Annotated in this window: 14 protein-coding genes; all 14 read right to left on the bottom strand. The window is 72.4% G+C overall.

All coding sequences use genetic code 11. From position 1 onward, the window contains the following. Positions 1-14: 14 nt before the first annotated feature. The 14 genes from ACFXG1_RS20370 to ACFXG1_RS20305 all read right to left on the bottom strand — a co-directional run bounded on the left by ACFXG1_RS20370 (position 15) and on the right by ACFXG1_RS20305 (position 19,773). Positions 15-1,040 carry an NAD-dependent epimerase/dehydratase family protein gene (locus ACFXG1_RS20370; RefSeq protein WP_384719597.1) on the bottom strand — a complete coding sequence of 342 codons (1,026 nt, stop codon included), beginning with the start codon at positions 1,038-1,040 and terminating at the stop codon, positions 15-17. Positions 1,041-1,043: 3 nt separating this feature from the next. Beyond that, positions 1,044-1,691: a PIG-L deacetylase family protein gene (locus ACFXG1_RS20365; protein WP_384743932.1), complete on the bottom strand. Its 648-nt coding sequence runs from the start codon at positions 1,689-1,691 to the stop codon at positions 1,044-1,046. Then, entirely contained in the window at positions 1,688-2,536 is an 849-nt protein-coding gene (locus ACFXG1_RS20360; RefSeq protein ID WP_384743930.1) for a glucose-1-phosphate cytidylyltransferase, read from the bottom strand. The genes ACFXG1_RS20365 and ACFXG1_RS20360 overlap by 4 nt, the downstream gene beginning before the upstream one ends. Further along, positions 2,533-3,771 (bottom strand): class I SAM-dependent methyltransferase, encoded by a 1,239-nt coding sequence (locus tag ACFXG1_RS20355; protein ID WP_384723330.1) that lies wholly within the window; start codon positions 3,769-3,771, stop codon positions 2,533-2,535. The genes ACFXG1_RS20360 and ACFXG1_RS20355 overlap by 4 nt, the downstream gene beginning before the upstream one ends. After that, complete coding sequence (locus tag ACFXG1_RS20350) at positions 3,768-5,045, bottom strand: glycosyltransferase (RefSeq protein WP_384743928.1); 1,278 nt, start codon at positions 5,043-5,045, stop codon at positions 3,768-3,770. Before ACFXG1_RS20350 ends, ACFXG1_RS20355 begins: the two co-directional genes overlap by 4 nt. 7 nt (positions 5,046-5,052) lie before the next feature. Further along, a complete protein-coding gene (locus ACFXG1_RS20345) occupies positions 5,053-6,351 on the bottom strand; it encodes an O-antigen ligase family protein (RefSeq protein ID WP_384713759.1) in 1,299 nt (432 codons plus the stop codon). 95 nt (positions 6,352-6,446) lie between these two features. Further along, a complete protein-coding gene (locus ACFXG1_RS20340) occupies positions 6,447-8,423 on the bottom strand; it encodes an alginate lyase family protein (RefSeq protein WP_384713756.1) in 1,977 nt (658 codons plus the stop codon). Then, entirely contained in the window at positions 8,420-10,621 is a 2,202-nt protein-coding gene (locus ACFXG1_RS20335) for a bi-domain-containing oxidoreductase (RefSeq protein WP_384743926.1), read from the bottom strand. The genes ACFXG1_RS20340 and ACFXG1_RS20335 overlap by 4 nt, the downstream gene beginning before the upstream one ends. Positions 10,622-10,647: 26 nt before the next feature. Continuing rightward, positions 10,648-12,576, bottom strand: coding sequence for an asparagine synthase (glutamine-hydrolyzing) (asnB, locus tag ACFXG1_RS20330; RefSeq protein WP_384713747.1), 1,929 nt, complete (start codon positions 12,574-12,576; stop codon positions 10,648-10,650). A 3-nt stretch (positions 12,577-12,579) separates the two neighbouring features. Then, positions 12,580-14,151 carry a Wzz/FepE/Etk N-terminal domain-containing protein gene (locus ACFXG1_RS20325; protein ID WP_384743923.1) on the bottom strand — a complete coding sequence of 524 codons (1,572 nt, stop codon included), beginning with the start codon at positions 14,149-14,151 and terminating at the stop codon, positions 12,580-12,582. Next, entirely contained in the window at positions 14,148-15,593 is a 1,446-nt protein-coding gene (locus ACFXG1_RS20320; RefSeq protein ID WP_384743921.1) for a Wzz/FepE/Etk N-terminal domain-containing protein, read from the bottom strand. Before ACFXG1_RS20320 ends, ACFXG1_RS20325 begins: the two co-directional genes overlap by 4 nt. Further along, entirely contained in the window at positions 15,590-16,906 is a 1,317-nt protein-coding gene (locus tag ACFXG1_RS20315) for a glycosyltransferase family 4 protein (RefSeq protein ID WP_384716184.1), read from the bottom strand. The genes ACFXG1_RS20320 and ACFXG1_RS20315 overlap by 4 nt, the downstream gene beginning before the upstream one ends. After that, a complete protein-coding gene (locus tag ACFXG1_RS20310) occupies positions 16,896-18,212 on the bottom strand; it encodes a nucleotide sugar dehydrogenase (protein WP_384716187.1) in 1,317 nt (438 codons plus the stop codon). Before ACFXG1_RS20310 ends, ACFXG1_RS20315 begins: the two co-directional genes overlap by 11 nt. Positions 18,213-18,294: 82 nt before the next feature. Next, positions 18,295-19,773, bottom strand: a complete 1,479-nt coding sequence (locus ACFXG1_RS20305; RefSeq protein WP_384716190.1) for a sugar transferase — start codon at positions 19,771-19,773, stop codon at positions 18,295-18,297. Positions 19,774-20,001: the final 228 nt, after the last annotated feature.

Raw genomic sequence — 20,001 nt, 5'->3', positions numbered from 1 at the left:
GTCGCCGGCCCCGGTCACCGGCGCCACCGGAGGGTGTCGTCGACGGCACCGGCGTCCGACGCGGCGCGCAGTACGGCGAGCCGGGTGAAGCGCCGCTCGAAGTCCTCCCGGGTCAGCCCGTGTTTCCGGTAGGCGTCGGCGAGTTCGAGCGCGCCCTGCTTCACCGTCCACTCGCAGTCGAAGCCGGGTATCGCGGCGCGGAACCGGGCGAAGTCCACCCGGTACGACCGCGGATCGGCGCCGGTCTCGCCGGTGATCACCACCCGGGAGCCGGTCACCGCCTCGGCGACCTGTCCGGCGATCTCGGCGACGGTGACGTTGTTGGTCTCACTGCCGATGTTGAACGCCCGGTCGTGGACGGCCTCCCGCGGCGCGGTCAGCGCGGCGGTGAAGGCCCGCGCGATATCGGCGGCGTGCACCAGCGGGCGCCAGGGGGTGCCGTCGGAGAGCACCAGCACCTCGCCGGAGAGGAGCGCGTGGCCCACCAGGTTGTTCAGCACGATATCGGCGCGGAGCCGGGGCGAGTAGCCGAAGGCGGTGGCGTTGCGCAGGAACACCGGGCTGAAGTCGTCGTCGGCCAGGGCGCGCAGATCGTCCTCCACCCGTACCTTGGACTCGGCGTACGGGGTCACCGGGCGCAGCGGGGCGTCCTCGTTCACCAGGTCGTCACCGCCCGCGGCACCGTAGACCGAGCAGGTCGACGCGTACAGGAAGCGCCGTACTCCGGCGTCGCGGGCCAGCCGGGCGAGCCGTACGGACGCGTGGTGGTTGATGTCGTAGGTGAGGTCGGGCGCCAGCGCTCCCAGCGGGTCGTTGGAGAGCGCGGCCAGATGGATCACGGCGTCCACCCCGGCCAGGTGTTCGGCCGTGATGTCGCGGAGGTCCACCCGGTGTCCCGCCGGGTCGACGGGCGGCGGGCCCAGTACGCAGTCGGCGAACAGGCCGGCGTCGAGACCGGTGATCTCGTGCCCGGCGGCGGCGAGTACCGGGGCCATCACGGTGCCCAGGTAGCCTTGGTGTCCGGTCAGCAGCACGCGCACGGTTCATTCCCCCAGGTCGAGTGTGAGTTTGGTGACGGTGAACGCCTCGGCGTACCGCGTGTGGCATTCGATACCGCGGATCCGTGCGAGACCGAGGAACGCCTCCCGGTCGTACCAGGGCCGGTGCCGTTGTGAGGGGTAGTGCTCCTGGAGGAGCCGTACCTTCTCCTCGGCGGTCTCCGGCGGCAGCGGCTGGTACGCCGAAGGGCGGCCGAGGTCGCCGTCCCATTTGACGATCTCGTAGCCGAGCACCAGGTGGTCGCGGAACGCGGTGGTCATCAGCCGCGCCAGGCCGCGGTGGTCCTGGTGCGCGTCGTCGGTGCGCGGGGCCAGGACGAGATCCGGCTCCGTCCGCTCGCGCAGCTCCTCGATCGCGTTCTTGGCCTCCTCCCACCGCGCGGGCAGCCGGCCGTCCGGCAGTTTGAGTACGGTCGGCCGCAGGTCGGCGCCCGGGCAGAAGGCGGCGAGCGCGGCCCGCTCCTCCCGCTCCCGCTCGCCGCCACCGCCCGAGAGCACCAGGGCGTCGACGCGGATACCGGGCCGCGCACGGCAGATCGTCAGCAGGGTGCCGCCGGCGCCGATGGCGATGTCGTCGCAGTGGGCGCCCACCGCGACGAGCCGGTCGAGGCGCCCGGCACCGAGGCGGATCATCCGGTCCTCGTTCCGGCACCGCCGCCGCCGCTACCGCCGCCGGTGCCGGTGTGCTGGTAGGTCTCCGCGCCGTCCCGTTCCCAGACCGCCCACGGGCGGTCGCCCCGGGCGTAGGCGGAGTCGAGCGCGGCCCGCTCCTTCACGGTGTCGGTCGGTTTCCAGAAGCCGCGGTGCTGGTACGCCACCAGCCGGCCCTGCTTGGCCAGCCGGGCGCAGCCGTCGGCGACCAGGTCCCCGTTCTCGGGGATGTGGTCGAAGATCTCCTGCCGGAGCACGAAGTAGCCGCCGTTCTCCCACAGCGGCATATCGCTCACCGCGGTGATGCCTCCCACCAGGCCGTCCTCGGCCAGGTCCACACAGTGGAACGAGGACTGCGGCGGCACCACCGTCATCGACGCGCCGGCGTCGCGCCGGGCGAAACGGTCGATCATCTCCGGCAGCGGGGCGTCGGTGAGCACATCGGCGTAGTTGGCGAGGAACATCTCGTCGCCGTCCAGATGGTGCCGAACCCGGCGCAGCCGCTCCCCGATGGGTGACTCGATCCCGGTCTGGACGAAGGTGATCCGCCAGCCGGCGATATCGGTGGAGAGCAGCTCGGTCCGCCCGCCGTGCAGGACGAAGTCGTTGGACGTCGTCTCCTCGTAGGTGAGGAAGAAGTTCTTGATGTGGTGGGCCCCGTAGCCGAGGCAGAGGATGAACTCCGTGTGCCCGTAGTGCGCGTAGTAGCGCATGACGTGCCAGATCAGCGGTCGCGGGCCGACCATCGCCATCGGCTTGGGTATGTCGTCGGGTGCTCCGTTGCGCATACGCAGCCCGTAGCCACCGCAGAACAGTACGACTTTCATGACGGTTCGACCTCGACAATGCTCAGTTCCGGGATGGGAAAGACCAGCCGGCCGCCCCAGCCGTGCACATAGGACAGCTGTTCGGCCAGCTCGGCCCGCAGATTCCAGGGGAGGACGAGTACGTAGTCCGGCCGGTCGGTGCCGATCTGCTCGGGCGGCAGGATCGGGATGCGGGTGCCCGGGGTGTATCTGCCGTGCTTGTAGGGGTTGCGGTCGACGGTGTACGGGAGCAGGTCGGGCCGGATGCCGCAGTGGTTGAGCAGGGTGTTGCCCTTGCCGGGGGCGCCGTAGCCGACGACCGTCTTCCCCTGTTCGGCCGCGTCGACGAGGAACCGCAGCAGGTCCCGGCGCACCTTGGCCACCCGGGCGGAGAACTCGGTGTACCCGGAGAGTTCCTCCAGCCCGGCGGCCTTCTCCCGGGCCAGCGCGTCGGCCACCCGCGGGGTCGGCTCGCCCGCCGCATCGGCCGGGCGGGCCCACAGCCGGATGGAGCCGCCGTGCGTGGGCAGCAGTTCGACGTCCACGAGGGCGAGTCCGCCGCTCGCCAGGGCCCGGATCGCGGACGCGACCGTGTAGTACTGGAAGTGCTCGTGGTAGATCGTGTCGTACTGGTTCTGCTCGATCAGGGTGAGCAGATGCTGGACCTCGATGGAGACCCAGCCGTCGTCGGCGACGAGGGCGCGCAGCCCCCGGGTGAACCCGACCACGTCGGGGATGTGCGCGTACACATTGTTGGCGACGACCAGGTCCGCCGGGCCGTGCTCGGTCCGGACGGCGGCGCCGGTGGCCGGGTCGAGGAACGCGGTGAGCGTCGGCACACCCGCGTCCCGCGCGGCGGCCCCGACATTCACCGACGGCTCGATGCCGAGGCAGCGGATCTCACGGTCCACCAGGTGCTTCAGCAGATATCCGTCGTTGCTCGCGACCTCGACCACAAAGGCGTCGGGGCCGAGATCCAGCCGCTGTACGGCGCCGGAGACGTACGCGCGCGCGTGCTCCACCCAGGACGTCGAGTAGGAGGAGAAGTACGCGTACTGCGTGAATGTCTCCTCCGGGGTGATCAGCGGCGGGATCTGCGCGAGCCAGCAGTCGGTGCAGACCCGCAGATGCAGCGGGTACGCCGGCTCCGGCTGGTCCAGTTGGTCCGCGGCGAGAAAGCTCTCGCACGGCGGGGTCGCCCCGAGGTCGACGACGCTCGCCAGCGCCGCCGAGCCGCAGAGTCGGCATTCCGTCATCTACTGCCCCCATCCCTGCCCGCGCGGGTGTCCCGTCGCGAGCCCGTGTGTCCCTTGCCTGCCGGTGGCGTGCCGTGCCCGCCGCCGGACCACCCCGCGATCGCGGCGCGGTACCCCTCCATCAGGCGCTCCAGCCCGACGGCCGGGCTGAAGTCCCGTTCGTAGCGGCGCCGGGCCGCCCGGCCCATCGCCCGGTTGCGGTCCGGGCGTGCCGTGATCCGGCGCAGCGCCGACGCGAGTGACGCGGCGTCGCCCGGCTGGTGCAGCAGCCCGGTCACCCCGTCGTCGACGAGTTCGACGAAGGCGCCGTGGCCCGCGGCGACGGCCGGGACGCCGGCCGCCATCGCTTCGGCGATCACCAGCCCGAAGGTCTCCGGGGCCCGCGCGGGCGCCACCGCGGCGACCGCGCGCCCGACGGCCCGGCGGCACTGCTCCGGATCCCACAGGCCGGCGTACCGTACGTCGTCCCGGCCCGCCGCCCAGGCGGTCACCTCGCCCTCCATCGGGCCCGCGCCGGCGAGCACCAGCGGCACACCCACCCCGCCGCCGGCGGCCAGCTCGTCCCACGCGGCCATGAGCAGCCGTACGCCCTTGCTCTCCGAGAGGCGGCCCAGGAAGAGCAGATGCTCGCCGTCGCCCACGCGGCGGGCGCCCGGGTCGGGCACGAAGTTGTGCTTCACCGTCAGCCGCTCGGTCGGCATACCGGACCGTGCCAGGACGTCGCGCTGGGCCGCGGAGATACAGAAGAACCGCTCCACGCCGGACCACCACCGCCGCCGGTTGACCGACAGGCTGACGGCGAGCGGCACCGTCGCGAGCCGGGAGTTCCGGTAGCAGCCGTGCCGGACGGCGGGCAGCGCGGTCCGTGTCCCGACGCATTCGGTGCAGAGCCCGCCGTCCCGGTTCAGCGTGCCGGGCGGGCAGACCTGGGTGTAGTTGTGCAGGGTGGCGACGGCGGGCACCCCCGCGTCGGCGCACGCCGCGAGGACCGCGGGCGACAGGAGCGGGAAGACGTTGTGGAGATGGACGATGTCGGGCCGCTCGGCGCGGAGCCGGGCCGCCAGCTCCGCCCGTACCCCCGGATTCCACGGCACCAGCAGCGGTACCGCCGCCTTGCCCCACAGGGACCGGGCCGCGATGTCGTCGCTGCGCCGTTCGAAGACGTCGACCCGGTGGCCGGCCGCGCGCAGCAGCCCCACCTCCTGATCGACGACCTGGTTCTCCCCGCTCGGCTGTGCCGAGGAGTAGCGGTTGTGCACCACGAGGACGTGCATGGTCAGTTCACCTCCGGTCCCGGGCCCATGGCGGGATACGTCGTCGGGGGACCTCGGCCGTGGAGAGGGGCGTGGCCTCGGCGGGGGCCGCCAGCAGCGCGGCGGCCAGGGTCAGATGCAGCAGATAGGCGGAGGCGTCGCCGAGACCGGCCTCGGTGTACGACGAGAGCGCGACATAGCTGATCAGGAAGATCGCGCAGGCCCTCGGCAGGGACGGCGGCCGCAGCAGCGCGACACCGCCGAGGACGAGGACGATCGCGGAGACGAGGGTGACCCCGATCAGGCCCTGCTCGTGGTAGACGGCCAGCCAGCTGTTGTCGATCGGCAGCCCGCCGAACGACTTGTCGCTCAGGCCGGTGCCGAACACCTTGTCGCCGGTCGACCGGGGCGCCGCCAGCAGGGCGTCCCAGACATTGGCCCGGCCGGTGAGGCTGGTGAAGTTCTCCTGGCTCTGTCCGCGCAGAAACCACTTCCGCAGCGCGGACGCGAACACCACCGCGCCCACCGCGGCGCACAGCACCGCCCAGGTGAAGAAGCGACGGGCGGCCGCGCTGGTGAGGACGAGTGAGCCGATCGCCAGCGTCAGCCCGATGATCAGGCCCAGGGTGGCCGTCCTGGTGTGGGTGAGCGCGAGCAGGACGAGCGACGCCACGATGACCACGGCCGCGCCGCCCCGGTCGGTCCTGCGGCCCAGGACGAGCAGCACGGTCAGCCCGATGATCACCGCGGTGTACTGGCCGATCTGCGGCGGGGTGAGCGGCCACAACGCGCCGACCAGCCGTCCGCCGTACAGCTCCGGCATGGCCGCGCCCGGTGAGATGAGCAGGCCGCCGACGACGGATCCGAGCACCGTGAAGTAGATCCGGATGTGGTATCTGACGAAGGTCAGGCCGTCGTCCCACCAGCGGGTCAGCAGCCAGAGCGTGCCGGTGAAGAGAGCCAGCCGGGTACAGCGGAAGAGCGCGCCGAAGCCGGACTCCAGTTGCAGGCTGGCGACCAGGCTCGGCACCAGCAGCAGGGTGAGCAGGAAGAGGAAGGCGCTGGCCCGGATCCGCAGCCGGAGATTGAGGGCGAGCGCCAGGACGAACGCGGCGCCCAGCGCGCCCATGGTGACCATCTGGATGAGGGTGCGGGGCAGCGGGAAGATGGGTTTCGCCCCGGACGAGCCGAGGGTGTTGAGGATCAGCAGCGCCCAGACGATCGCGACCGCCTTCGGCGGGCGGGCGGGGCGCGGTGCGGCGACGGGCCGGGTGCCCGCCGGGTCCGGTCCTTCCGTCCGCTCGTCGCGCCGCGGCTCCTCGTCCATCTCAACCACCGGCCCGTGGAGGGAGAACGCGGCCCGCGCTCCGCCGGTCGGACACCGGTAACGCCCGGTCGCGCCAGATGTTCCGCACGCGTCCCCTAACCCCCGAACCTGAGTACGGTGGTGAACTCGCCGGACGGCGCGCCGCCGTCGGCGAAGCCCGTACCGATCAGCGTCGTACTGGGTTCCTTGCGTCCGAAGCCCGCGGAGTACCAGCCCAGCGGTGGATCGGTCTCACCCCGATGTGCCCGCCAGTCGAGCCGCTCCGGCAGTTCGAGGACGGCCGAGCGGTCCTCGCCGTCCCGGGTCCAGGTGAGCTCGGCCCGGTTTCCCACCAGGTGCGCGGTGATCGCGGGACCGAGATGGAACGCCAGACGCGCGGCCCGGCGCGGGCCCCGTACCTCGTCGGTCAGGCGCAGCTCCCGGCTCCCGGCGGTCAGCTCGACCCGGCGGCGGTGGACGGAGCCCTGGTAGCCGTGGTGCTCGGCGCACCAGCGGGCCGTGCTCCCGTCGGCCGTGTCGGTGGCGTCGGCGACGGCGACGGCCAGGACTCGGCTGCGGGCGTGCCGGGTCCACAGGAACGGGCCGCCGGAGACGGACTGGTCGCCGCCGTCCAGCTGCAAGGTGTTGTGGCCGATGGTCGACCGGAAGTACCGCCGCCACTCGGGCTGCCCGTGGTAGCAGAACGTCCCCGGGTCGGCGAGTACGTCGACCCCGTCGTGCCGGACCTCCACGGACAGCGCGTCCGCGTGGGCGTGCGCGGCGATGGAGAGGAAGCCGTGCGGGCCGCCGTCGCAGCGGCACCAGATCTCCCCCGGGCCGCGCAGGATGGTCATCCCCGCGTCGGCGAAGTGGGCGGGCCGGGTCGCGGGACGGGTCGCGGCCGGTGCCGTGGGGCGGATGAGCGCGGCCAGCAGCGGGGTGCGTACATCGGTACCGGTCACCGCCGGCCACCAGGCGAGCCTGCCGAACACGGCGTCCCCGGTGGCCAGCAGCGACGCCCAGCGGTCGGTGTCCGCGCCGTCCACGATCAGGCCGTGCCCGTCGTCCGCGTCGCCCTGGCGCGGCGGCCGCAACCGGTTGTCCACGACGGCCGCGAGCGCGTCGGTCATCCGCAGCAGTACCAGCCGGACGGAGTCGGGGACCGGCACATCGGCGGTGTCCGCCTCGGCGACGGCGGCCAGGCCGAGTTCCAGCACGAGTCCGTGGTACTCGGTCGCCAGCTCGCGGTTGAGGCCGGAGGGGAAGGTGTTGCCCCGCAGATGCCGCTCCAGCGACCGCAGCGCGTCGGCCCGCCAGCGCGCCGACGCGGGGAACCACCCGAACGCGCAGGCCGCGGCGAACTGTCCGGCGGCCTCGGCGACGATGTGGTTGTTCGCCGACGAGCCCCGGCTGGGGAAGGCGGCCAGCCAGCGCTGGTGGTGCCAGATCTGCCGGAGCGCCACCGGGTTGCCCTCGAACAGCGCGGCCGCGCCCGGCCAGCCGTCGAGCAGCCGGCGGATCCACACCCAGGAGAGCAGCCGGATCCCCAGCTCGATCCCGCTGATCCAGTGCACCCCGCGCAGGGGCGGGTTCGCCGCCCACCAGGACCGCAGGTGGTCGGCGACCCGTTCGGCGTACCGCTCGTCGCCGGTGGTCGCGTACGCGGCGGCGAGGACGGTGAGGTACTGGTGCCGGGACGGCTCCCAGATCTGTTTGATGTCCCCGACCGCGTCCTCACTCCGGTACGGCACGTCGAAGGCGTAGCAGGACGGGGCCCGGCGCCCGGTCTTCGGGTCGTACGACCAGTCCGGGTCGGCCAGGTCGTCGCGGTCCACCCCGAAGTACTCGGCGTGCCCGGCCATCAGCCGGTCCGCCTCGGCGACGAGGCGTTTCACGGCGTCCGGCGGTACCGAGGCGAGCGTTCCCGCGGGCAGTACCGCGGTGAACCGGGCGCCGGCCGGGCGGGGTCCTTCCGGCGGTGCCGACCGCCACCGCCGTCTGCGCACGGTGTCGCCGACCCGTCCCGCGACCTCCCGCGGTCCCATCCGGGAGAGCCGCCGCAGATACCAGCCGGCCGATGTGCCCGTGGTCATGGCGCCCCCGTCAGCGTCACCGGCACTCCGGCGGCCAGGGCGGCCGGTACGGCGAGGGTGGCCGCCGTGGTGGCGACCAGCGACTCCAGCGCTACCGGCATCGGCCCGCCGGTCCTCACCGCCTTGACGAAAGCGGCGAGTTCGGCGGACTGGCCCTTGTCCCGGGCCTTGGGCAGCCGGGAGCTGACCCACCGCTCGGGGCCGTGGACCGAGGCCCGGACGAAGTCGTCGAGCCGCAGCACCTTGCCGTCGGCGACGAGGTCCAGTGTCTCCTTGGGGAAGCCGGCCGCGCCGGTGGTGACATAGCTGATGGTGGCGGTCGCCCCGTCGGGGTAGCGCAGGACGACCTGGACGTCGCCGCCGCCGTCGGTGCCGGGCGTACCGGTCGCGTACACGGAGACCGGGTCGGCGTCGAGCAGCCAGCTCGCCGTATCGACGAAGTGTCCGCCCTCACCGGTGAACCGCGAGCCCTCGGAGTCCTGCCGGAGATACCAGCTGCCGTGCTGGAGCCGGCCCGCGTTGACGAGGTAGCGCAGGCTCGCGGGACCGGTCCTGGCGCCGAACTTCCCCTTGGCCTCCCGCAGCAGCGGTGCGAACCGGCGGTTGAACCCCACCTGGAGCCGGTCGTTGCCGGACTCCTCCACCGCCGCGAGCACCCCGGCCAGCTCGTCCCCGGTGAGCGCCAGCGGCTTCTCCACGAATACGGCCTTGCCCGCGAGGAGGGCCTTTCGGGTCAGTTCGGCGTGCGAGCTGTGCCGGGTGACCACGAACACCGCGTCGACGGACTTGTCGCCGAGTACGGCGTCGAGGTCGGTGGTCGCGTGGGCGAAGCCGAACTTCCGTCGCGCGTTGGCCGCGGAGAGCGCCGTCGTGGTGACGACCGTCGACAGCGCGACGCCGTCGCGCCGCGCGAGCTGCGGCAGCAGCATCGACGTCGCGTAGTTCCCCGCGCCGACGAACGCGACACGCACCGGCGCGTCGGCGCCCCGGGCCCGGCCACCGCCGGAGGAGCCGCGGCGGACCGCGGGCACGGCCACCGTCGGAGGAGCCGGCGTTCCGGTCTCCTCCGCCCGCTGTCCGGGGTAGCGGAACAGCACGGCAACGGCCTTCAGATCGCCGTCCTTCAGGCTCCGGTACGTCTCGACGGCGTCGTCGAAGCCCGCGATGTGCGAGATCAGGGGCTCCACGTCGACCCGGCCGCGGGCGGCCAGGTCGAGGAAGCACGCCAGGTTGCGGCGCTCGGTCCACCGTACGTAGCCGATGGGGTAGTCGCGCCCCTCCAGCTCGTACTCCGGGTCGTAGCGCCCGGGGCCGTAACTGCGGGAGAACCGTACGTCCAGTTCCTTCTCGTAGTACGCGTTCCACGGCAGGTCCAGACGGCACTTGCCGATGTCGACGACCCGGCCGCGGTCCCGGCAGAGCCGGGCGGCCAGCTCGACGGGCTGGTTGCTGCCGCCGCCCGCGGCCAGATACACCTGGTCCACGCCATGGCCGCCGGTGAGTTCGGCGACGGCGTTCTCGACGGCCGTCGACGCGGGATCGCCGCAGGCCGCGGCGCCCAGGCCCACGGCGAGTTCACAGCGCGCCGGGTCGGGGTCGGCGCCGACGACACGTACACCCGAAGCGGTGAGGAGCTGTGCCACCAGCTGCCCGATCAGTCCGAGGCCGATGACCAGGGCCACCTCGCCGAGCTGCGGCTCGCCCTGGCGGACGCCCTGCATGGCGATCGCCCCGACGGTGCCGAAGGCCGCGTGCCGGGGCGCGAGGCCGTCGGGCACCGGGGCGTAGAGGTTCCTCGGCACCCAGTTCAGCTCGGCGTGCAGCGCGTGCTCATTGCCCGCGCAGGCCACCAGGTCGCCGGCCTTCACATCGTCGATCCCGGTCCCGACCTGTTCGACCACCCCGCACAGGGAGTAGCCCAGCGGTGTGTACGAGTCCAGCTTCCCCATCACCTTGCGGTACGTGGCGGGCACCCCGTTGACGGCCACACTCTGCATGACCTTGGCCACCTGGTCCGGCCGGGAGCGGGCCTTGCCCAGCATCGACATCCCGGCCTCGGACACCTTCATCAGCTCGGTCCCGGTGGAGATCAGCGAATAGGCGCTCCGGACCAGCACACCCCCCGGCTTGCACCCCGGCACCGGGACGTCGAGCAGCGCCAGCTCGCCGCTCTTGTAGTTCTGCACAACCTGTTTCACCCGAGCTCCTCTTGATTTCTCCGCCGTCAGGCCGCTTGGCTCCGGCCGGAGCCGGAGGTCGCGCCGCGATACCAGTACTCGAGGGTCAGCACATGCCACAGATGCTTGGAGTAGTCCCGGTGCCCGGCGGCGTCCTCGGCGACGAGCCGGGCCAGCGCGTCACGGCGCAGAAAGCCGGAGCGGACGAGCACACCGTCGTTGACCACCTCACGGACGAGCGGGGCCAGATCCCGGCTCATCCAGGCCCGCAGCGGGGCGCTGAACAGACCCTTGGGCCGGTAGACGATCTCCCGGGGCAGGACCGAGACGGCCGCCTCCTTGAGGACGGCCTTGCCCTGCCGTCCGACGATCTTGCGATCGCCGGGCACGGCGAAAGCCGCCCTGACCACCTCGACGTCCACATACGGCACCCGCACCTCGGTCGACGCGGCCATGCTCGACCGGTCCGTATAGGCGAGGTTGAGGCCCGGCAGGAACATCCGGGCGTCGCCCAGGCACATGCGGTTGACGAAGTCGTCGAGGTCGTTGTCGTGGTAGACATCCGCGTGTTCGGTCAGGACGTCGTCGACGGTCCCCGCCAGGTCCGGGTCGATCAGGGCGAGCAGCTCGGCCCGGTCGTACATGGTGTAGCTGCGCCGGAACGCGGTCTCCTCCGGCAGATCGGCGAAGGAGAGGAACCGCTTCGCGAACCGCACCGACCGGTATCCCCTGCGGGCCGTGGCGACCGGCAGCCGGTCCACGGCCGCCGACAGGCCGCGCCGCACCGGCCGCGGGACGCGCTGGTAGCGGAGCGCGAGCAGATTGGCGAGGTGCTTGCGGTAGCCGGCGAAGAGTTCGTCGGCGCCCATCCCCGAGAGCATCACCTTGACCCCGGCCTCCCGGGCGGCCTCGCAGATCAGGAAGGTGTTGATCGCGGCGGGGTCGCCGATCGGCTCGTCCAGGTGGTACGTCATCCGCGGCAGCAGGTCGAGCACCTGGGGGGCGATCTCGATCTCGTGCAGATCGACGCCGAACCGTTCGGCCACCACCCGGGCGTAGCGCAGATCGTCCGGCATGGCCTCGAACTTGGCGTCCTCGGCGCGGAACCCGATGGTGTAGGCGGAGATCCCGGGCCGGTGGCGGGCGGCGAGGGCGGTCAGATAGCTGGAGTCGAGTCCGCCGGAGAGGAAGGTCGCCACGGGGACGTCGGAGAGCAGATGGCGTCGGGTGGACTCCTCGACGACGGCGGCCAGGTCCGGCTGTTCACCGGCGAGGGCGCGCTCCCGGCCCTCTGCGGCGACGTCCCGGAGGTTCCAGTACCGGCCGCGTTCCACCCGGCCGTCGGGCCGGCACCGCAGCCAGCTCCCCGGCGGCAGCTTCTCCGCCTCGCGGAACGCGCAGCGCGAGTCGGGCACCCAGTAGTACAGGAGCGACGCCACCAGCGCCGCGTGGTCGACCTCCAGGGATCCGCCGGCCACGTCCGCGAGCGCCTTCAGCTCGGAGGCGAACATCAGCCCCGTACCGCGCCGGAGCAGGAACAGCGGCTTGATGCCGAGCTGGTCGCGGGCGAGCACCAGATCACCGGTGCGCTCGTCGAAGACGGCGAACGCGAACATGCCGCGCAGCCGGGGCAGGCAGTCGGTGCCCCAGCGCCGCCAGGCCTCCAGCACCACCTCGGTGTCGGAGGTGCCGCGGAACCGCGCCCCGGCGGCGGCCAGCTCGGCCCGGAGTTCGGGGGCGTTGTACAGCTCACCGTTGTAGGTGAGGGCGAGGCCGTCCGCGACCATGGGCTGGGCGCCCGTCTCGGACAGGTCGATGATGGCCAGCCTGCGGTGCCCGAGGTGCACTTCGCCGTCGCCGGCGGGGTGGCTGTACCGTCCCGCCCCGTCCGGACCGCGGTGGGCGAGGACTTCGGTGAGCCGGTCGGTCACGGCCTTCCCGCCCGGCCATCGATACGTTCCTGCGATGCCACACATGTTCTACCGCGCCTCCTGGTCGCTGTCCGGGACTCGTGCGGCCGGCATCGGCGGCCGCTCCGTCCGCGTCCGGCCCGTTCCGTTCTGCCGGGCCGGTCGCTCGGTGCGCGGCCGGCCCGTCCCGTTCTGCCGGGCCGGGGGCTCGGCACGGCCCCGTAACGCCATCTGCGGTCCGTCCCACAGCGTGCCGTCGGTCCTGTCCCGGGGATCGGGGTCGATCAGCACCACACCGATCACCGGGATGTGCTGGTCCGCGAGCTGTCGCGCCACGGTGTGGAGCCAGGCGGCGCTGCCGTGCCCGGCCCGGACCACGAGCACGGTCCTGCCGCCGAGGTACTGGAGGTCGGTCCACGCCGTGCCGGGCGAGACCGAGCCGACGCCGAGCCTGCGTGCCTGGGGCGGGGCGGTCGCGGCGTGGTCGCCGCTGACGACGGTCGGGCCTCCCGGCTCCTGCTTGCCGTCGGCGAGCCGCCCGCCGGGCAGACCGTCGACGACGACCACGGGCCCGTCGGCCGACAGCGCCCCGGCGACGCTCAGGGCGATCGCGCCCGTGGTGCGCGCACAGCCCAGTTCCAGCAGCGATACGGGTTCGGCGGAGCCGCGTACGGCGCGGGCGAGGGTCGCGGTGAGCCGTTCGTGGGCGGCCCGGGTCCGCCGGCGCCGCCAGGGCACGACGGGCCCGCGGGGCGTACGGCGCCGTTCGGCGACGATCGACGCGCCCAGGTTCGCCGCGATCTCCCGGCGCAGTACGGGCCGGTCCGCCACGGCCGTGCCGACGGCGGCCAGCGCGAGCCCGAGGACGAGCCCGAGGACGAGGCCGATCACGGCGTTGGTGGCGGCGGCCTTGGGCAGGGAGTGCGGTACCGGGCGCGGGCCGTCCACGATCTGGGTACCGGCGACGACGCGGGGTGTGCCGGTACGGGCTTCCGCGGCGCGCTGGTCGAAGTCGGCGATCCGCGAGTTGAGTTCGGCCCTGCGGGCGAAGAGCGACTCGACACCCGCCGCCGCCTTGGGGTCGACCGTCCGCGGTCGCTCGCCGATCGACTTGTTGACCCGGGCCAGCTCTTCCCGCATCCGGTCGCGCTGTTCGAGCAGGGCCTCGGCCTCGGCCCGCGCGGCTTCCCGCATCCGCCGTACATGGTCGGCGATGAACGCGTCGGCCAGCGCGTCGGCCCGTTTCACCGCCTCCGTTTCGTCGGCGCCCGACACCTCGATCTGGAGCAGGTTGTTGGTCAGCCCGGTGCCCCGGTAGTCCCGCATGAAGTCCTCCGGCTTCTCCGGGGACTTGAGGGCCTTGAGCGCCTCGGCGGCGATCCGGGTGGTGCCCAGCAGCGCGACATCGGTACGGATCAGGCTTCCGGTGTCGTTCGGCTGGTCCTCCTGGTGCGCGACCAGCACCTTGGTCACCGCGGTCGGCGGCGGGGGCAGCGCGACCGCCACCGCCGCGCCGGCCAGCAGCCCCAGGAGCGCCAGGGACGACCACAGGCGGCGGCGTCTGCGGACCGCCACCACCAGCGCTTGCAGATCCAGCAGCGGAGCGGCCGTCGGCGGCTCCGCGGTCGTGCTCGTCGTCACACCGGCTCCCCCGTCGCGTGGCCGCGGACCGCGAGCGCCGGAGCGGCGTCGTCCGGGGCGCGGCCGGCGGACCGCTTCGTACGGGCCAGGACCGTACCGGCGACGACGACGCCGACGATCTCGTATCCGCCGTCCGCGCACGCCTCGGCGATACCGGTGAGCTCCCCGGCGGTCCAGCTGCCGGCGCTGAGGACGACCAGGGCCCCGGACTCGGTGTCGCGGTCCGGCACCATCGGCCGGGACACCGGGACCTCCACCACCCGCAGCGTGAGGTCCCCCCCTCCCGATCCGCCGCCCGATCCCCCTCCCGATCCGTCGCCTGATCCGTCGCTCGGGGAGTCCGGTGTGTGATCGCTCCCGGCCTCGTCGACGAGGTGCGCGGCGGCCCGGCGGGCGATCTCGTCGCCGTCCGGTACGACGACCAGCAGCCGCCGGGCGGCCGGCAGCCGATCCCGGAGGCGGGCGCACAGCCGCCGGTAGCGGATCCTTCTACTGGCCTCGTCGCCGGACGTCCGCGGGGTCGGCAGGTCCCATCGGGTGTCGACGCCGAGGAGCCGCCGGATCAGGGCCCCCGGGCCGCTTCCCTCCGGCCGTCGCCCGGACCGCTCACCCGGCACGTCCACGGTGCCCAGGACGACCGATCCCAGCGCCGCCGCGATCTCCGGTTCGGTGCGCGTCCTGCGGTTCGACCGTGCGGCGACGAGATGGCCGACGACCCCGAGCAGGACGGAGAGCAGGGCCCCGGCGATGATGAGCTGGATCCTCGTCGGCGGCGCCTCGCCCACCGGCCGGGGCGCCGGACCCATGACGACGAGGCCCGACTTGTCGGTCGCCGATTCGGCCTGCTCCAGCTTCTCCATGGCCTCCTCGAGCCCCGTGCTGAGCTTCTGGAGCACGGTGCGGGCCTGCACGCTCTCCACGGTCTGCCCCGGGTCGGCGGCCGCGGCCAGATCGGTGATGCGGCGGTTGGTCTCCACCACCTTCTGCCGCAGTGCCGCGGGCGCCGTCGCCGCGTCGGTGTCGGTGCCGCCGCCCGCGATCCGCGCGGCGAAGGCGACGAACTGCTGGGCCAGCCGGTCGGAGAGCTGCTGCGCGCCCTCCGGGGTGTCGTCCGTACCGGAGACCTTGATGATGTTTCCGTCGGTGGTCTTGGCGCTCACCCGGTCCCGCAGATCGGCGCCGCTGACACCCGGCCTGCCGAGCGCGGCGGCCACGCGGTCGAGCACCGACGAACTGGTTGCGATCTCCACCTGGGTCAGCAGCTCGCGCTCCTCCCACTGCCCCGGCAGCAGGACCGAGGCCGACGCGGTGTAGCGCGGCGGGAACACCACCGAGGCGCCGTAGCCGACGAGCGCGCCCACCACGGCGAGGACGGCGAGCAGCCGCCGGCGCCTGCGGAAGATCCGGCCGATCGTGACCAGGCGTATCGTGTCGTCGCTCAACGCCGCGGCCACTTCCTTCGCCGGCCCCCGCCGTCCGCCGGCACCGGAGTACGGCCCCGGCAGGCGGCGTCGTAGGCGGCGAGCAGCGACCGCTGCGAATTCCGCCAGGACAGCTCGCCGCTGATCCGCTCCTGGCCGATCTTGCCCATCGTGGCCCGCTTCTCCGGATCGTCCAGCAGCTGGGCGATCAGCCCGGCGAACGCGGCCTCGTCGTTGGCGGGCGCGTAGACGGCGGCTTCACCGGCCGAGACGCGCGCCTCCCGGAGGTCGAACGAGACGAGGGGGCGGCCCATCGCCATGTACTCCAGGACCTTGTTCATGGTCGACACGTCGTTGAGCGGATTGCGCGGATCGGGGGAGAGACAGACGTCCGCGGTGGAGAGGTAGCGCACCAGGTCGGCGTCCGGGATGCGTCCGGTGAACTGCACGTGCTCGGAGAGCCCGAGCTGCCCGGACAGCTCCACCATCGCGTCGAAGGCGTCACCGGCGCCGACGAACACCGCGTGCCAGTCGGTCCTGCCCAGCTCGTCGCGGAGCTTCGCGAGGGCCCGCAGGGCGTAGTCGACGCCGTCCTGAGGCCCCATCACACCGAGATAGCAGAGCAGATGGGGCTTGCCGCGCTTCAGTTCCGGCTCCGGGTCCACCGGCTGGAACCGGTCGGTTCGGGGCGCGCTGCGCACCACGAAGACGTCCTCCGGCCGCCGGCCGCCGCGGCGCACCGCGACGTCCTTGTAGCTCTCGTTGGTGGCCAGCACGATGTCAGCGGTGCGGTAGGTCAGCCGTTCCAGCGCGCATACGGCGCGGTAGAGCAGGTCCTCGCCCCGGTCGAACCGGGAGAGATACAGCTCGGGTACCAGGTCGTGCTGGTCGAAGACGAACCGGGCGCCGAGCCGCTTCAGCCGGAGCGCCGGCAGGAACAGCAGGTCGGGCGGGTTGCATGCGTGGACCACATGGACCGGGCCGACCTTGCGGGCCAGCCGGGCCGTATGCCACAGCGCCGCTCCGTACTCCCGCAGATAGCCGGCCGGTCCGCCGGTGGCGGCCCGTAACGGGTAGCGGTGGATCCGCACCCCGTCGATCTCCACCTCCGGTTCCGTGTCCCGCTGACTGCCCCGGGGGCAGATGACGTGCACCTCCCAGCCCGCGTCGCGCAGGGTCGTGCACTCCTGCCACACCCGCCGGTCGAACGGCACCGACAGGTTCTCCACGAGGATCAGCGCGCGCCGGTGCGGCCGGTCGCCGCCCGTCCTGTCGCCGGTCCTGTCGCCGCTCTTGTCGCCGGTCGAGCCGCCGGTCGTCGTGTCACCAAGCAAGGCCCATGTACCCCGGTTCGGTCCGGCGCGTGTCGGCGTCGGGAAGGTGGATGAGATCGATGAGCACCGGTCCTTCGCCGTGGGGCAGCGCCGCGAGCACGGCCGGATCACTGGTCCCGACCAGGCATACCTCGGCATGGTCGAGCACCTCGCCGACGGAGTCCGCGAGCAGTTGCGCCAGGTGCGGCAGCCGGGTCTCGATGTACTCGCGGTTCGCGCCGATCAGCCGGGAGAGGCTCACATTGGCGTCGTGGATCCGCAGGTCGTACCCCTTGCCGAAGAGTCTTTCGGCCAGCTCGACGAGCGGGCTCTCGCGGAGGTCGTCGGTGCCGGGTTTGAAGGAGAGTCCGAGCAGGCCCACCCGGCGTCTGCCGGTCCGCTCGACCAGCTCCACCGCGCGCTCCAGATGCGCGGTGTTGGAGGGCAGCACATGGGCGAGGATGGGTATCGAGACATCGGCCCGCTGCGCCGCGTGGACCAGGCTGCGCAAGTCCTTGGGCAGGCAGGAGCCGCCGAAGGCGAAGCCGGGGCGCAGATAGGCGGGGCTGATGTTGAGCTTGCGGTCGGCCAGGAACACATCGATCACCTGGTGCGAGTCCACGCCGAGCGCCTGGCAGACCGCGCCCAGCTCGTTCGCGAAACCGATCTTGAGGCCGTGGAACGCGTTGTCCGCGTACTTGATCGCCTCGGCGGTCGGGACCGGGACCCGGAACACCTCGCCGGGCAGGCCCTCGTAGAGCGCCGCCACCGCGTCGCCGCTCGCCGGGTCGAGTTCGCCGATGACGGTCTTGGGCGGGTCGAAGAAGTCCCGCACGCTCGTGCCCTCGCGGAGGAACTCCGGGTTGACGGCGACTCCGAAGTCCACCCCGGCCGTGCCGCCGACGCACTTCTCCAGGATCGGCACCAGCAGGTTGAGGCAGGTGCCCGGGAGCATGGTGCTGCGGAACACGACGGTCTGCCGGCCGCCCCGTTCGGCGAGCGCGGTCCCGATCTGCTCGGTGACCCGCTCCAGATAGGTGGTGCACAGACTGCCGTTGGACTCCGACGGCGTCCCCACGCAGACCAGTGACACATCGCTGCCCATGATCGCTTCGCAGACGTCGCCGGTGGCGCGTAACGCCCCGCCGCGCACGACCTCGGCGATCAGCTCGCCGATCCGCTCCTCGACCACCGGGGCCTTGCCGTCGTTGACCAGGTCGACCTTCACCGGGTTCACATCCACCCCGATGACCTCGTGCCCCATGTCGGCCAGGCACGCGGCCGACACACAGCCCACATAGCCGAGCCCGAAAACGCTGATCCTCATGACCTGTCCCTCCGCCCAGGCAGGCCCTCCCGGCCTGCGGTTCGCGCGCCGGTGCGGCCGCCCCGCCGCGGCCCTTCGCGCATCAGTACGCCCCTTGCCCGTGGAGTACCGCTCGCAGGGTCTTCCACAAGATCACCGTGTCCAGGGCGAGCGACCAGTCCTCCACGTACCGCAGATCCAGCCGGACCGCCTCGTCCCACGGCAGGTCGCTGCGTCCGCTGATCTGCCACAGACCGGTGAGTCCGGGTTTGACCAGCAGCCGCCGCCGGATGTCCGGGCCGTACGCGGCGGATTCCTCCGGGAGCGGAGGCCGCGGCCCGACGAGCGACATCGAGCCGGTGATCACGTTCCAGAGCTGCGGGAGTTCGTCGATCGAGTACCGGCGCAGCACCGTTCCCACCCGGGTCACCCGCGGGTCGCGGCGGAGCTTGAACAGCAGTCCGGCGCCTTCGTTGCGGTCGGCCAGTTCGGCACGTGCCCGGTCGGCCCCGGCGACCATGGTGCGGAACTTGAGGATGGTGAACTCGCGGCCGTCCTTGCCCACCCTGCGCTGCCGGTAGAACGCCCCGCCCCGGCTGTCCGCCAGGACGAGCACCCCGACGAGCAGCATCAGCGGTGCGAACAGGATCAGCAGGATCGCCGCGCCCATCCGGTCGACGACTTCCTTGACCGCCCGGCGGCCCCCGCTGAAGGTCGGCATGCTGACCCGCAGCAGTGGGATCCCGAGCACCGCGTCGATGTGCAGCCGCGGTCCCGCCACCTCCATCAGTACGGGGGCCACGACCATCTCGGCGTCGCTGCCTTCGAGGTTCCAGGCCAGCCGCTGCAACCGGTCCGGTGACCAGTGCGGGTCCGGGGTGATGGCGACGACCCGGTAGCCGTCGCGGCGGACGTGGTCGGCGACGTCCGTCAGCCGGCCGACGACCGGCACTCCGTCGAGTTGGCCGCCGTCGATCCCGAGCCCGTCCGTCGTGCACACGGCGTCCACCCGCCAGCCGAGGTGCGGGAACTTGCGGGCCCGGGTGATCAGATCCCGTACGGTGACCACACTCCCGGCGGCGAGCACCGGTCTCAGGCACTGCCCTTCCTTCCGCTGTCTGTGCAGCCGGAGGCGGAACAGATACCGCGCGGTCATGGTGACCAGCGCGATCGCGGGGATCGCGACGAAGACCCAGAGTTTGATGTTGCGCGAGGTCAGGGCGATTCCGCCGAGCGCCAGGATGACGGCCGCCGCGAAAAGTGAGCGTCCGAGCCGGCGGAATTCCTCGGCGCCCTGCCCGAGTACGGCCGGAGACCATGCCCGGCTCACCGCCAGCGCTCCCAGCACCAGCACCTCGGTGCCGAAGGCGAGAATTCCCCACTTCTCATGCCAGTCGGCCGCGTTGCGGGCCCCGAAGAAACTGCCGATCGCCGCCACCACGAACGCGGTGGCCACCGTATCGCCGGTTATCACGGTACGGCGGTACCGCTCCTCCCAGTCGCTCGCGGACCGGCTGATCACCCCGTTCGCCAGACGCCCGTGCGTCGAAGGAAACGAGTGGACTAATCCCCCCTGCTCCACAGAACCCCCCAGGTCGACAGCGATTCGACGTGTTCGCCCAGCACTGTGCATCCCCCTGCGGAAGACCCCCGTCCTCCGCGCCGCGCCGTTCCTCCCCCGCGGGAGGCCCCCGCCCCCCGCGCATGGCACAACCCGCTGTTTCAGCGCTACTTGAACAACCCGCTCCGGCGGCAGCGGACTCGCATGTCCTGCCGGACGCGAGGTGTGTGGTAACCCCTCGGATCCCCG

Origin of the sequence: Streptomyces sp. NPDC059248, from assembly GCF_042753905.1 — a bacterium.
In the GTDB taxonomy this organism is placed as follows: Bacteria; Actinomycetota; Actinomycetes; order Streptomycetales; family Streptomycetaceae; genus Streptomyces.
The sequence above is the reverse complement of the archived record's forward strand: the minus strand, read 5'-3'. Positions and strand labels throughout refer to the sequence as shown.

What these genes read in the sequence shown, in the direction of transcription:
- ACFXG1_RS20365 (WP_384743932.1), bottom strand. Translation starts at nt 1,691, where the DNA reads ATGATCCGCCTCGGTGCCGGGCGCCTCGACCGGCTCGTCGCGGTGGGC.
- ACFXG1_RS20360 (WP_384743930.1), bottom strand. Translation starts at nt 2,536, where the DNA reads ATGAAAGTCGTACTGTTCTGCGGTGGCTACGGGCTGCGTATGCGCAAC.
- ACFXG1_RS20355 (WP_384723330.1), bottom strand. Translation starts at nt 3,771, where the DNA reads ATGACGGAATGCCGACTCTGCGGCTCGGCGGCGCTGGCGAGCGTCGTC.
- ACFXG1_RS20350 (WP_384743928.1), bottom strand. Translation starts at nt 5,045, where the DNA reads ATGCACGTCCTCGTGGTGCACAACCGCTACTCCTCGGCACAGCCGAGC.
- ACFXG1_RS20345 (WP_384713759.1), bottom strand. Translation starts at nt 6,351, where the DNA reads ATGGACGAGGAGCCGCGGCGCGACGAGCGGACGGAAGGACCGGACCCG.
- ACFXG1_RS20340 (WP_384713756.1), bottom strand. Translation starts at nt 8,423, where the DNA reads ATGACCACGGGCACATCGGCCGGCTGGTATCTGCGGCGGCTCTCCCGG.
- asnB (WP_384713747.1), bottom strand. Translation starts at nt 12,576, where the DNA reads ATGTGTGGCATCGCAGGAACGTATCGATGGCCGGGCGGGAAGGCCGTG.
- ACFXG1_RS20310 (WP_384716187.1), bottom strand. Translation starts at nt 18,212, where the DNA reads ATGAGGATCAGCGTTTTCGGGCTCGGCTATGTGGGCTGTGTGTCGGCC.